At 41.3% G+C, this 17,501-nt stretch carries 1 protein-coding gene; it reads right to left on the reverse strand.

Annotated features, from left to right (window positions below; translation table 11 throughout):
* Positions 1-53 precede the first annotated feature (53 nt).
* Positions 54-17,384, reverse strand: a complete 17,331-nt coding sequence (locus CF386_RS10715) for a hypothetical protein (protein WP_089074429.1) — start codon at positions 17,382-17,384, stop codon at positions 54-56.
* Between the last annotated feature and the right edge of the window lie 117 nt (positions 17,385-17,501).

Consider the following 17,501-nt stretch of genomic DNA (forward strand, 5'->3'; position numbering starts at 1 on the left):
TTATATACTCATATTAAAAATATGTACTATATCATAAAAGAGTAGCTTTGTGTTTAATCTACTAAGTATGGATTTTCATCATCTATATCTGGAATTCCGTCATTATCACTGTCCACATCAAGATGATCAGCTAAACCATCTCCATCCGTATCAATTCCTTCACAATAACCAACATCACTCTCATATGATGCCAAAAGCTCAGAATAAGGAACTTGTCCAACAAAAAATACTGGTGAGCTATGAAGCGTTGAACTATTGGAAGCAGTCCATTCTACTGTATCGCCCTCATTTAAAATCACTGTCGTTGCATAAAACGCATTACCAAATCCACTTGTACTATTTGCTAAAACATACAATCTACCAGTTTCGCCCGTTGTAATGTTATTAATTTCAATGTTTCCGTAAGAAAATATTTCATTACCGATAAGATTTAATCCTGTAATATCAACAACAGTCTGTTCTCCATCTGTATCTAAAGTTTGAAGGCCACCATTACTTGAGTCAGATAAAATAGGATCATTATCTTTTATCATAATTGTTGAATAATCTAGATTTTGAATTATCACAGTCTCTGTTGTTCCATTATATCCAAATATATTAGCGCCATTTAAATTTTGTATTAAATTGCTTGAGTATATAAGTAGTTCAACTTCACCATCATCATTAAACGACGCATATTTTTTATTAGAGCAACCCTCATCAATATCCAAAATAGTATCATTATCATCATCCGTATCTGTATTATCACCAATTCCGTCTCCATCAGTATCTCTAGTTTCACTGGGATCATTCGGGAAATCATCTCCATTATCACCTACACCATCACCATCAGTATCAGTTTGTTCCTCAAAATCAAGCGGAAATGCATCACTACTATCTCCTACACCATCTCCATCAGTATCTGAGAACTCAGTGGGATCATAAGGGAATGCATCCATAAAATCAGGCATACCATCATTATCATCATCATCATCTCCATTATCCCCTATTCCATCATTATCAAAGTCACTACTTTCTGAATTATCTAACGGAAATAAATCTTCAGCATCTGCTACACCATCATTGTCATCATCTGTATCTGTGTTATTCCCAGTTCCATCACCATCCGTATCGATACTTTCAGAATCATCTAATGGGAAGGCATCGTCACTGTCTGCTACGCCATCATCATCATCGTCGCTATCTGCATTATTCCCTGTACCATCGCCATCGGTATCAATACTTTCTGAGTTATCTAATGGGAAGGCATCGTCATTATCTAATACACCATCATCATCATCGTCGCTATCTGCATTATTCCCTGTACCATCGCCATCGGTATCAATACTTTCTGAATTATCTAATGGGAAAGCATCGTTATTATCTAATACACCATCGTTATCATCATCGGTATCTGCATTATTACCAGTTCCATCACCATCCGTATCAATGCTTTCTGAATTATCTAATGGGAAGGCATCGTCATTATCTAGCACACCATCATCATCATCATCGGTGTCTGCATTATTACCAGTTCCATCTCCATCCGTATCAATGCTTTCAGCATTATCTAATGGGAAAGCATCCTCGTTATCAGATACACCATCATCATCATCATCGGTGTCTGCATTATTACCAGTTCCATCTCCATCCGTATCAATGCTTTCAGCATTATCTAATGGGAAAGCATCCTCGTTATCAGACACACCATCATCATCATCATCGGTATCTGCATTATTACCAATACCATCACCATCCGTATCAATGCTTTCAGAATTATCTAATGGGAAGGCATCGTCATTATCTAGCACACCATCATTATCATCGTCATTATCTGCGTTATTCCCAGTTCCATCACCATCGGTGTCTATTGTTTCACTATCATCCAATGGAAGTGCATCTTCGCTATCAAGCACACCATCATCATCATCATCGCTATCTGCATTATTACCAATACCATCACCATCCGTATCAATGCTTTCTGAATTATCTAATGGGAAGTCGTCCTCATTGTCTGCTACGCCATCATCATCATCGTCATTATCTGCGTTATTCCCAGTTCCATCACCATCCGTATCGATACTTTCAGAATCATCTAATGGGAAGGCATCTTCATTATCTAGCACACCATCATCATCATCATCGGTGTCTGCATTATTCCCTGTACCATCGCCATCGGTATCAATACTTTCTGAATTATCTAATGGGAAAGCATCTTCGCTATCAAGCACACCATCATCATCATCATCCGTATCTGCATTATTACCCGTACCATCGCCATCGGTATCAATACTTTCAGAATTATCTAATGGGAAGGCATCGTCATTGTCTGCCACGCCATCATTATCATCATCGGTATCTGCATTATTACCAGTTCCATCACCATCCGTATCAATGCTTTCTGAATTATCTAATGGGAAGGCATCGTCATTATCTAGCACACCATCATCATCATCATCGGTGTCTGCATTATTACCAGTTCCATCTCCATCCGTATCAATGCTTTCAGCATTATCTAATGGGAAAGCATCCTCGTTATCAGATACACCATCATCATCATCATCGGTGTCTGTATTATTACCAATACCATCAGCATCGGTATCAATGCTTTCAGCATTATCTAATGGGAAAGCATCCTCGTTATCAGACACACCATCATCATCATCATCGGTATCTGCATTATTACCCGTACCATCGCCATCGGTATCAATGCTTTCTGAATTATCTAATGGGAAGGCATCTTCATTGTCTGCCACGCCATCATTATCATCATCGGTATCTGAATTATTACCCGTACCATCACCATCGGTGTCTATTGTTTCACTGTCATCCAATGGAAGCGCATCTTCGATATCTAGCACACCATCATTATCATCGTCCGTATCTGCATTATTCCCAACACCATCGCCATCGGTATCCGTATTCTCTGAATTATCTAATGGGAAAGCATCGTTATTATCTAATACACCATCGTTATCATCATCGGTGTCTGTATTATTACCAATACCATCAGCATCGGTATCAATGCTTTCAGAATTATCTAGTGGGAAAGCATCCTCATTATCTAGCACACCATCATCATCATCATCATTATCTGCGTTATTCCCAGTTCCATCACCATCGGTGTCGATACTTTCTGAATTATCTAATGGGAAAGCATCCTCATTATCTAGCACACCATCACCATCATCATCGGTATCTGCATTATTACCAGTTCCATCCCCGTCAGTATCAATGCTTTCAGAATTATCTAATGGGAAAGCATCCTCGTTATCAGATACACCATCATCATCATCATCGATGTCTGCATTATTACCAGTTCCATCACCATCCGTATCAATACTTTCAGCATTATCTAATGGGAAGGCATCGTCATTATCTAGCACACCATCATCATCATCATCGGTGTCTGTATTATTACCTATACCATCTGCATCGGTATCAATGCTTTCTGAATTATCTAATGGGAAAGCATCCTCATTATCTAGCACACCATCGTTATCATCGTCCGTATCTGCATTATTCCCAACACCATCACCATCGGTGTCTATTGTTTCACTATCATCCAATGGAAGCGCATCTTCGATATCTAGCACACCATCATTATCATCATCGGTATCTGCATTATTACCAATACCATCACCATCGGTATCAATGCTTTCAGAATTATCTAATGGGAAAGCATCGTCATTATCTAGCACACCATCATTATCATCATCGGTATCTGCAATATTTCCAGTTCCATCCCCGTCAGTATCAATGCTTTCAGAATTATCCAATGGGAAGGCATCTTCATTATCTAGCACACCATCATCATCATCATCATTATCTGCATTATTACCAACACCATCACCATCCGTATCAATACTTTCAGCATTATCTAATGGGAAAGCATCTTCGCTATCAAGCACACCATCATTATCATCATCGGTGTCTGCATTATTACCAATACCATCGCCATCGGTATCAATACTTTCAGAATTATCTAATGGGAAAGAATCCTCATTATCGGATATACCATCATCATCATCGTCGGTATCTGCATTATTACCAGTTCCATCATTATCTGTATCTGTATCCTCAGTTGCATCTAAAGGAAATGCATCATTATCATCAGCAGTACCATCATTGTCGTCATCGGTATCTACATTATTACCAATACCATCACCATCCGTATCAATACTTTCAGAATTATCTAATGGGAAAGCATCGTCATTATCCACTACACCATCATCATCATCGTCAGTATCTGCATTATTCCCAGTTCCATCATTATCTGTATCTGTATCCTCAGTTGCATCTAAAGGAAATGCATCATTCTCATCAGCAGTACCATCATTGTCATCATCGGTATCTGCATTATTACCAGTTCCATCACCATCCGTATCAATGCTTTCAGCATTATCTAATGGGAAAGCATCGTCATTATCTAGCACACCATCATTATCATCATCGGTATCTGCATTATTACCCGTACCATCGCCATCGGTATCAATACTTTCTGAATTATCTAATGGGAAGGCATCGTCATTATCTAATACACCATCATTATCATCGTCGCTATCTGCATTATTACCTGTACCATCGCCATCGGTATCAATACTTTCTGAATTATCTAATGGGAAAGCATCGTCATTATCTAGCACACCATCATTATCATCATCGGTATCTGCATTATTACCCGTACCATCGCCATCGGTGTCGATACTTTCTGAATTATCTAATGGGAAGGCATCGTCATTATCTAGCACACCATCATTATCATCATCATTATCTGCGTTATTCCCAGTTCCATCACCATCGGTGTCGATACTTTCTGAATTATCTAATGGGAAGGCATCGTCATTATCTAGCACACCATCATCATCATCATCGGTGTCTGTATTATTACCTATACCATCACCATCCGTATCAATGCTTTCTGAATTATCTAATGGGAAGGCATCGTCATTATCTAGCGCACCATCGTTATCATCGTCCGTATCTGCATTATTCCCAACACCATCACCATCGGTGTCTATTGTTTCACTATCATCCAATGGAAGCGCATCTTCGATATCTAGCACACCATCATTATCATCATCGGTATCTGCATTATTACCAATACCATCACCATCGGTATCAATGCTTTCAGAATTATCTAATGGGAAGGCATCGTCATTGTCTGCCACGCCATCACCATCATCATCGGTGTCTGCATTATTACCCGTACCATCGCCATCGGTATCAATACTTTCAGAATTATCTAATGGGAAGGCATCGTCATTGTCTGCCACGCCATCACCATCATCATCGGTGTCTGCATTATTACCTATACCATCGCCATCGGTATCAATACTTTCAGCATTATCTAATGGGAAGGCATCTTCATTATCTAGCACACCATCATCATCATCATCGGTGTCTGCATTATTACCAACACCATCACCATCCGTATCGATACTTTCAGAATTATCTAATGGGAAGTCATCGTCATTATCTAGCACACCATCACCATCATCATCGGTATCTGCATTATTACCCGTACCATCGCCATCGGTATCAATGCTTTCAGAATTATCTAATGGGAAGGCATCGTCATTATCTGCTACGCCATCATCATCATCGTCATTATCTGAGTTATTCCCAGTTCCATCACCATCGGTGTCGATACTTTCAGAATTATCTAATGGGAAGGCATCTTCATTATCTAGCACGCCATCATTATCATCATCGGTATCTGCATTATTACCCGTACCATCACCATCGGTATCAATACTTTCTGAATTATCTAATGGGAAGGCATCTTCATTATCTAGCACGCCATCATTATCATCATCGGTATCTGCATTATTACCCGTACCATCACCATCGGTATCAATACTTTCTGAATTATCTAATGGGAAAGCATCTTCATTGTCTGCTACGCCATCACCATCATCATCGGTATCTGCATTATTACCCGTACCATCGCCATCGGTATCAATACTTTCAGAATTATCCAAAGGAAATGCATCATCGTCATCGGAGACACCATCATCATCATCGTCCGTATCTGCATTATTACCCGTACCATCGCCATCGGTATCAATACTTTCAGAATTATCTAATGGGAAAGCATCTTCACTATCTGCTACGCCATCATTATCATCATCTGTATCAGCATTATTACCAATACCATCACCATCCGTATCAATACTTTCAGTGTTATCTAATCTAAATGCATCATCGTTATCGGAAACACCATCGTTATCATCGTCTGTATCTGCATTATCCCCTATACCATCACCATCACTATCCAAGGTCTCATTTGCATCAACAGGAAAAAGATCCAATATATCTGAAACTCCATCACCATCATCATCCGTATCTGCATTATTACCAACACCATCACCATCCGTATCAATGCTTTCAGAATTATCTAATGGGAAGACATCTTCACTGTCAGGTATACCATCATTATCATCGTCTGTATCTGTATTATTACCAACTCCATCGCCATCGCTATCAATGGATTCATTTGTATCAAGAGGAAATACATCTATACCATCATTAACACCATCATTATCACTATCTTCATCTAAATAATTAAATAATCCATCATTGTCTGTATCAATGTCACAACCATTATTATTGTTTTCTTCAGTAGCTATTAAATCCGTGTAAGGTGCTTGCCCAATATAAAAACTAGGTGATTGAATATCTGGTTTATAATTTGCAGAAGTTAATTTAATACTATCGCCATTTGTAAGAACAATCGTAGAAGCAAATACATAATTAGATGATGAGGATAAAATATATATACTTCCTGATTCACCTGTTGATAGATTTTCAACCGATGTTCGACCGATACTAGTTATGTAATTACCTGAATTTAAATTGGCAATTGTTAAATCATTAACAACATATTGCGTATTAACAATATCATTATCCCTTATTTGCCCATCAGATGTACCACTATCATTAAGCATGTCATCATCATCGTAAACAACAATAAGCTCTGAAGTCAGAGCACTTAATGTAGTTGTAACTGAACCATTAAAAAATAAAATGTTTGAACCAGTAGTAATTCCTTGGTAAACAATAAATTCATATTCACCATTTTCATTAGCTGTAGCATATATTGGTCCAGAACTTCCAGTACATTCTTCAGTATCAGTTAAGCCATCACCATCATCATCCGTATCGGCATTATCTCCTATTCCATCACTATCTGTATCTGTGTCTTCATTTTGATCTAAAGGAAATGCATCATCAATGTCATTGGTGCCATCACCATCATCATCGCTATCCGCATTATCACCGGTCCCATCGCTATCGGTATCTGTATCTTCATTTGGATCTAAAGGAAAGACATCATCAGTATCATTGGTGCCATCACCATCATCATCATTGTCGGCATTATCACCAGTTCCATCATTATCTGTATCTGTGTCCTCCGTTGGATCTAGTGGGAAAGCATCATCACCATCATCTGTCCCATCACCATCATCATCATTGTCGGCATTATCACCAGTACCATCACCATCGGTATCTATATCTTCTGTTGGATCTAAAGGAAATGCGTCATCTGCATCTGGCGTACCATCATTATCATCATCGGTATCCGTATTATCACCGTCTCCATCATTATCTGTATCTGTGTCCTCCGTTGGATCAAGTGGGAATGCATCATTACTATCATCAGTTCCATCTCCATCATCATCGGTATCCGCATTATCACCAGTACCATCACCATCGGTATCTGTGTCCTCCGTTGGATCAAGTGGGAATGCATCATTACTATCATCAGTTCCATCTCCATCATCATCGGTATCCGCATTATCGCCAGTTCCATCATTATCTGTATCCGTATCTTCATTTGGATCTAAAGGAAAGGCATCATTACTATCATTGGTTCCATCACCATCATCATCATTGTCGGCATTATCACCTATTCCGTCGTTATCTGTATCTGTATCTTCAGTTGGATCTAAAGGAAATGCATCATCATTATCATCTGTTCCATCTCCATCATCATCTGTATCTGTATTATCACCGGTTCCATCGCTATCGGTATCCGTGTCTTCATTTGGATTTAACGGAAATCCATCTTCAGTATCATCTGTTCCATCTCCATCATCATCGGTATCTGCATTATCACCAGTTCCATCATTATCTGTATCTGTGTCCTCCGTTGGATCTAGTGGGAAAGCATCATCACTATCATCAGTTCCATCTCCATCATCATCGGTATCCGCATTATCACCAGTACCATCACCATCGGTATCGGTATCTTCTGTTGGGTCGAAAGGAAAGACATCATCTCCATCATCTGTTCCATCTCCATCATCATCGGTATCTGCATTATCGCCTGTTCCATCATTATCTGTATCCGTATCTTCTGTTGGATCGAAAGGAAATGCATCATCTGTGTCTGGCGTACCATCATTATCATCATCGGTATCTGCATTATCACCAGTTCCATCATTATCAGTATCGGTATCTTCATTTGAATCTAAAGGAAATGCATCATCCGCGTCTGGCGTACCGTCATTATCATCATCGGTATCGGCATTATCACCAGCTCCATCATTATCGGTATCTGTATCTTCATTTGAATCTAAAGGAAATGCGTCATCTGCGTCTGACGTACCATCACCATCAGCATCGGTATCGGCATTATCGCCCGTGCCATCACCATCGGTATCCGTATCTTCATTTGGATCTAAAGGAAATGCGTCATCTGTATCATCAGTACCATCATTATCATCATCGGTATCGGCATTATCGCCTGTTCCATCATTATCCGAATCTGTGTCCTCCGTTGGATCAAGTGGGAATGCATCATTACTATCATCAGTTCCATCTCCATCATCATCGGTATCTGCATTATCGCCTGTTCCATCATTATCGGTATCCGTATCTTCAGTTGGATCTAGTGGGAAGGCATCATTACTATCATCAGTTCCATCTCCATCATCATCGGTATCCGCATTATCACCAGTACCATCACCATCGGTATCTGTATCTTCTGTTGGATCGAAAGGAAATGCATCATCCGCATCTGGTGTACCATCATTATCATCATCAGCATCTGCATTATCACCGGTTCCATCATTATCGGTATCCGTATCTTCAGTTAGATCAAGTGGGAATGCATCATCAGTATCGGGCGTACCATCATTATCATCATCGGTATCTGCATTATCACCCGTGCCATCACTATCGCTGTCTGTATCTTCTGTTGGATCTAAAGGAAAGGCATCATCTGTATCTTCAGTTCCATCACCATCATCATCGGTATCTGCATTATCGCCTGTTCCATCATTATCTGTATCCGTATCTTCTGTTGGATCAAGTGGGAATGCATCGTCTGTATCTGGCGAACCATCATTATCATCATCGGTATCTGCATTATCACCAGTTCCGTCATTATCGGTATCTGTATCTTCATTTGAATCTAAAGGAAATGCATCATCCGCATCTGGTGTACTATCATTATCATCATCAGCATCTGCATTATCACCGATTCCATCATTATCCGAATCTGTGTCCTCCGTTGGATCTAGTGGGAAGGCATCATCTGTATCATCAGTACCATCATTATCATCATCGGTATCTGCATTATCACCGTCTCCATCACTATCGGTATCCGTATCTTCTGTTGGATCGAAAGGAAAGGCATCACCCACATCTGGTGTACCATCATTATCATCATCAGCATCTGCATTATCACCGATTCCATCATTATCCGAATCTGTGTCCTCCGTTGGATCTAGTGGGAAGGCATCATCTGTATCATCATTACCATCATTATCATCATCGGTATCTGCATTATCACCGGTTCCATCATTATCCGTATCTGTATCCTCAGCTGAATCTAAAGGAAAGGCATCATCAGTATCTGGCGTACCATCATTATCATCATCGGTATCTGCATTATCACCCGTGCCATCACTATCGCTGTCTGTATCTTCTGTTGGATCTAAAGGAAATGCATCGTCTGTATCTGGCGAACCATCATTATCATCATCAGTATCTGCATTATCACCGGTTCCATCATTATCGGTATCCGTATCTTCAGTTGGATCAAGTGGGAATGCATCATCAGTATCGGGCGTACCATCATTATCATCATCGGTATCTGCATTATCACCCGTGCCATCACTATCGCTGTCTGTATCTTCTGTTGGATCTAAAGGAAAGGCATCATCTGTATCTTCAGTTCCATCACCATCATCATCGGTGTCCGTATTATCACCGGTTCCATCATTATCGGTATCTGTGTCTTCAGTTGGATCAAGTGGGAATGCATCTTCTGTATCATCTGTTCCATCTCCATCATCATCGGTATCTGCATTATCACCCGTGCCATCACTATCGCTGTCTGTATCTTCTGTTGGATCGAAAGGAAAGGCATCATCTGTATCTTCAGTTCCATCACCATCATCATCGGTGTCCGTATTATCACCCGTGCCATCACCATCGGTATCTGTGTCTTCACTTGGATCAAGTGGGAATGCATCGTCTGTATCTGGCGAACCATCATTATCATCATCGGTATCTGCATTATCACCGTCTCCATCATTATCCGTATCTGTATCCTCAGCTGAATCTAAAGGAAATGCATCATCAGTATCGGGCGTACCATCATTATCATCATCGGTATCTGCATTATCACCTGTTCCATCATTATCAGTGTCGGTGTCTTCACTTGGATCGAAAGGAAAGTCATCTTCAGTATCATCTGTTCCATCTCCATCATCATCGGTGTCCGTATTATCACCGGTTCCATCATTATCAGTGTCGGTGTCTTCACTTGGATCAAGTGGGAATGCATCGTCTGTATCTGGCGTACCATCATTATCATCATCGGTATCGGCATTATCTCCAGCTCCGTCATTATCGGTATCTGTATCTTCATTTGAATCTAAAGGAAATGCATCATCCGCATCTGGTGTACCATCATTATCATCATCAGTATCTGCATTATCACCGGTTCCATCATTATCGGTATCCGTATCTTCAGTTGGATCAAGTGGGAATGCATCTTCTGTATCATCTGTTCCATCTCCATCATCATCGGTATCTGCATTATCACCGGTTCCATCATTATCCGTATCTGTATCCTCAGCTGGATCTAAAGGAAATGCATCATCTGTGTCTGGCGTACCATCATTATCATCATCGGTATCTGCATTATCACCCGTGCCATCACTATCGCTGTCTGTATCTTCTGTTGGATCTAGTGGGAAGGCATCGTCTGTATCTGGCGAACCATCATTATCATCATCGGTATCTGCATTATCACCTGTTCCATCATTATCGGTATCCGTATCTTCAGTTGGATCTAGTGGGAAGGCATCATTACTATCATCAGTTCCATCTCCATCATCATCGGTATCCGCATTATCACCAGTACCATCACTATCGCTGTCTGTATCTTCTGTTGGATCGAAAGGAAAGGCATCATCTGTATCTTCAGTTCCATCACCATCATCATCGGTATCGGCATTATCACCGATTCCATCATTATCGGTATCCGTGTCTTCACCCGGATTTAAAGGAAATGCATCATCAGTATCGGGCGTATCATCATTATCATCATCGGTATCTGCATTATCACCCGTGCCATCACCATCGCTGTCTGTATCTTCTGTTGGATCTAAAGGAAAGTCATCTTCAGTATCATCTGTTCCATCTCCATCATCATCGGTGTCCATATTATCACCGGTTCCATCATTATCAGTGTCGGTGTCTTCACTTGGATCAAGTGGGAATGCATCGTCTGTATCTGGCGTACCATCATTATCATCATCGGTATCGGCATTATCACCGATTCCATCATTATCGGTATCTGTATCTTCATTTGAATCTAAAGGAAATGCGTCATCTGCGTCTGACGTACCATCACCATCATCATCGGTATCGGCATTATCACCGATTCCGTCATTATCCGAATCTGTGTCTTCACTTGGATCTAAAGGAAATGCATCATCCGCGTCTGGCGTACCATCATTATCATCATCGGTATCGGCATTATCACCGATTCCGTCATTATCGGTATCCGAGTCTTCACCCGGATTTAAAGGAAATGCATCTTCTGTATCATCAGTACCATCATTATCATCATCGTTGTCGGCATTATCTCCTGTTCCATCATTATCCGTATCTGTGTCTTCACCCGGATCTAAAGGAAATGCATCTTCTGTATCATCAGTACCGTCATTATCATCATCGGTGTCCGCATTATCGCCTGTTCCATCATTATCCGTGTCGGTGTCTTCATTTGGATCTAAAGGAAATGCATCATCCGCGTCTGGCGTACCGTCATTATCATCATCGGTATCGGCATTATCACCCGTGCCATCACCATCGGTATCGGTATCTTCATTTGAATCTAAAGGAAATGCGTCATCTGCATCTGGCATTCCATCACCATCATCATCGGTATCGGCATTATCACCGGTTCCATCATTATCCGTATCTGTGTCTTCAGTTGAATCTAAAGGAAAAGCATCATCTGTATCATCAGTACCATCATTATCATCATCGGTATCGCCATTATCACCAGTGCCATCACCATCGGTATCTGTATCTTCAGTTGAATCTAAAGGAAATGCGTCATCTGCATCTGGCGTACCGTCATTGTCATCATCGGTATCGGCATTATCTCCTGTTCCATCATTATCGGTATCTGTATCTTCAGTTGGATCTAAAGGAAATGTATCATCTGTGTCTATCGTACCATCATTATCATCATCGTTGTCGGCATTATCCCCAGCTCCATCACCATCAGTATCGGTATCTTCAGTTGAATCTAAAGGAAATGCGTCATCTGCGTCTGGCGTACCATCATTATCATCATCGGTGTCCGCATTATCACCGGCTCCATCATTATCGGTATCCGTATCTTCAGTTGAATCTAAAGGAAATGCATCATCTGCGTCTGGCGTACCATCATTATCATCATCGGTATCGGCATTATCTCCAGCTCCATCATTATCGGTATCCGTGTCTTCAGTTGAATCTAAAGGGAAGGCATCATCACCATCATCTGTTCCATCCCCATCGTCATCGTTGTCGGCATCATCACCCGTGCCATCACCATCGGTATCCGTATCTTCAGTTGAATCTAAAGGAAATGCGTCATCTGCGTCTGGCGTACCATCATTATCATCATCGTTATCCGCATTATCGCCCGTGCCATCACCATCGGTATCCGTATCTTCAGTTGAATCTAAAGGAAATGCGTCATCTGCGTCTGGCGTACCATCATTATCATCATCGTTGTCGGCATTATCCCCAGCTCCATCACCATCAGTATCGGTATCTTCAGTTGAATCTAAAGGAAAGGCATCATCTACGTCTGGCGTACCATCATTATCATCATCGGTATCGGCATTATCTCCAGCTCCATCATTATCGGTATCCGTGTCTTCAGTTGAATCTAAAGGAAATGCGTCATCTGCGTCTGGCGTTCCGTCTCCATCATCATCGTTATCCGCATTATCACCGGCTCCATCATTATCCGTATCTGTGTCTTCAGTTGAATCTAAAGGAAATGCATCATCAGCATCTGGGGTACCATCATTATCATCATCGTTGTCGGTATTATCTCCTGTTCCATCTCCATCGGTATCCGTATCTTCAGTTGAATCTAAAGGAAATGCATCATCAGCATCTGGGGTACCATCATTGTCATCATCGGTATCGGCATTATCACCGGCTCCATCATTATCGGTATCCGTGTCTTCAGTTGAATCTAAAGGGAAGGCATCATCACCATCATCTGTTCCATCCCCATCGTCATCGTTGTCGGCATTATCACCCGTGCCATCACCATCGGTATCCGTATCTTCAGTTGAATCTAAAGGAAATGCGTCATCTGCGTCTGGCGTTCCGTCTCCATCATCATCGTTGTCGGCATTATCACCCGTGCCATCACCATCGGTATCTGTGTCTTCAGTTGAATCTAAAGGAAATCCATCATCAGCATCTGGGGTACCATCATTATCATCATCGTTGTCGGTATTATCTCCTGTTCCATCTCCATCGGTATCTGTGTCTTCAGTTGAATCTAAAGGAAATGCATCATCAGCATCTGGGGTACCATCATTGTCATCATCGGTATCTGCATTATCACCGGCTCCATCATTATCGGTATCTGTATCTTCAGTTGGATCTAAAGGAAATGCATCATCTGTATCATCAGTGCCATCTCCATCATCATCGTTGTCGGTATTATCTCCTGTTCCATCACCATCGGTATCGGTATCTTCATCCTGATCTAAAGGAAATGCATCATCTGTGTCTGGCGTACCGTCATTGTCATCATCGGTATCTGCATTATCTCCTGTTCCATCATTATCGGTATCTGTATCTTCAGTTGAATCAAGTGGGAAGGCATCATCTGTATCATCAGTGCCATCATTATCATCATCGTTGTCGGTATTATCTCCTGTTCCATCACCATCGTTATCTGTGTCTTCAGTTGAATCTAAAGGGAAGGCATCATCACCATCATCTGTTCCATCCCCATCGTCATCGTTGTCGGCATTATCACCCGTGCCATCACCATCGGTATCCGTATCTTCAGTTGAATCTAAAGGAAATGCGTCATCTGCGTCTGGCGTTCCGTCTCCATCATCATCGTTATCCGCATTATCACCGGCTCCATCATTATCGGTGTCGGTATCTTCATCTGAATTTAATGGAAATGCATCATCTGCGTCTGGTGTTCCATCATTATCATCATCGTTATCCGCATTATCGCCTGTACCATCACCATCGGTATCCGTATCTTCAGTTGAATCTAAAGGAAATGCGTCATCTGCGTCTGGCGTTCCGTCTCCATCATCATCGTTATCCGCATTATCACCGGCTCCATCATTATCCGTATCTGTGTCTTCAGTTGAATCTAAAGGAAATGCATCATCAGCATCTGGGGTACCATCATTATCATCATCGTTGTCGGTATTATCTCCTGTTCCATCACCATCGGTATCTGTATCTTCATCCGGATCTAAAGGAAATGCATCATCCGCGTCCTGCGTACCATCATTATCATCATCGGTATCTGCATTATCTCCTGTTCCATCATTATCGGTGTCGGTATCTTCATCTGGATCTAAAGGAAAGGCATCATCAGCATCTGGGGTACCATCATTATCAGCATCAGTATCGCCATTATCACCGATTCCATCACCATCGGTATCCGTATCTTCATCTGGATCTAAAGGAAAGGCATCATCAGCATCTGGGGTACCATCATTATCAGCATCGGTATCGGCATTATCACCCGTGCCATCACCATCGGTATCTGTATCTTCATCTGGATCTAAAGGAAAGGCATCATCAGCATCTGGGGTACCATCATTATCAGCATCAGTATCGGCATTATCACCCGTGCCATCACCATCGGTATCTGTATCTTCATCCGGATCTAAAGGAAAGGCATCATCCGCGTCCTGCGTACCATCATTATCATCATCGGTATCTGCATTATCTCCTGTTCCATCATTATCCGTGTCGGTGTCTTCATCTGGATCTAAAGGAAAGGCATCATCAGCATCTGGGGTACCATCATTATCATCATCGGTATCGGCATTATCACCCGTGCCATCACCATCGGTATCTGTATCTTCATCTGGATCTAAAGGAAAGGCATCATCAGCATCTGGGGTACCATCATTATCAGCATCAGTATCGCCATTATCACCGATTCCATCACCATCGGTATCTGTATCTTCAGTTGGATCTAAAGGAAAGGCATCATCAGCATCTGGGGTACCATCATTATCAGCATCAGTATCGCCATTATCACCCGTGCCATCACCATCTGTATCTGTATCTTCATCCGGATCTAAAGGAAATGCATCATCCGCGTCCTGCGTACCATCATTATCATCATCGGTATCTGCATTATCTCCTGTTCCATCATTATCGGTGTCGGTATCTTCATCTGGATCTAAAGGAAAGGCATCATCAGCATCTGGGGTACCATCATTATCAGCATCAGTATCGCCATTATCACCCGTGCCATCACCATCGGTATCTGTATCTTCATCTGGTTCTAAAGGAAAGGCATCATCAGCATCTGGGGTACCATCATTATCATCATCGGTATCTGCATTATCTCCTGTTCCATCATTATCCGTGTCGGTGTCTTCATCTGGATCTAAAGGAAAGGCATCATCAGCATCTGGGGTACCATCATTATCATCATCGGTATCGGCATTATCACCCGTGCCATCACCATCGGTATCTGTATCTTCATCTGGATCTAAAGGAAAGGCATCATCAGCATCTGGGGTACCATCATTATCAGCATCAGTATCGCCATTATCACCGATTCCATCACCATCGGTATCTGTATCTTCAGTTGGATCTAAAGGAAAGGCATCATCAGCATCTGGGGTACCATCATTATCAGCATCAGTATCGCCATTATCACCCGTGCCATCACCATCTGTATCTGTATCTTCATCCGGATCTAAAGGAAATGCATCATCCGCGTCCTGCGTACCATCATTATCATCATCGGTATCTGCATTATCTCCTGTTCCATCATTATCGGTGTCGGTATCTTCATCTGGATCTAAAGGAAAGGCATCATCAGCATCTGGGGTACCATCATTATCAGCATCAGTATCGCCATTATCACCCGTGCCATCACCATCGGTATCTGTATCTTCATCTGGTTCTAAAGGAAAGGCATCATCAGCATCTGGGGTACCATCATTATCATCATCGGTATCGGCATTATCACCCGTGCCATCACCATCGGTATCTGTATCTTCATCTGGATCTAAAGGAAAGGCATCATCAGCATCTGGGGTACCATCATTATCAGCATCAGTATCGCCATTATCACCCTTGCCATCACCATCGGTATCTGTATCTTCATCTGGTTCTAAAGGAAAGGCATCATCAGCATCTGGGGTACCATCATTGTCATCATCGGTATCCTTATTATCGCCTGTACCATCACCATCGGTGTCGGTGTCTTCATCTGGATCTAAAGGAAAGGCATCATCCGAGTCTGGCGTACCATCATTATCATCATCGGTATCAGCATTATCAACTGTTCCATCATTATCGGTATCTGTATCTTTATTTGGATTTAAAAGAAGTGCATTATCTGTATCATCGGTTCCATCATTGTAATCATCAGTATCCTTATTATCGCCTGTTCCATCACTATCCGTATCTTCATCATCAACCTTGTCATCATTATCGACATCTTTCTTTACAGGTTTGACAATATTATTATCGTCTGTGTTAGTGACAACTTTATCTTCAGTATTATTCTTAGTTGGATTATCTAATTGGCTAGTTTGTTTGTTATCATTAAAGGAGTTGCTATCCTCACAACTTGTTAAAAAAAACAAAGAAGTAAATATAGTAATTAACAGTAATCTTAAAGGTAGCTTTCTATCCATAAACTTAAGCCTAATAAAAACCTAAGTAAATTTATGCAAATTTCAAGCCACAAAGTTTAAAGAATAACTTATTGATTTTAATGTTTAAATAAACTTAATATGAATGTTTTTCCGAAA

The sequence above is a fragment of the Paraphotobacterium marinum genome (genome assembly GCF_002216855.1).
Taxonomy (GTDB): Bacteria; Pseudomonadota; Gammaproteobacteria; order Enterobacterales; family Vibrionaceae; genus Paraphotobacterium; species Paraphotobacterium marinum.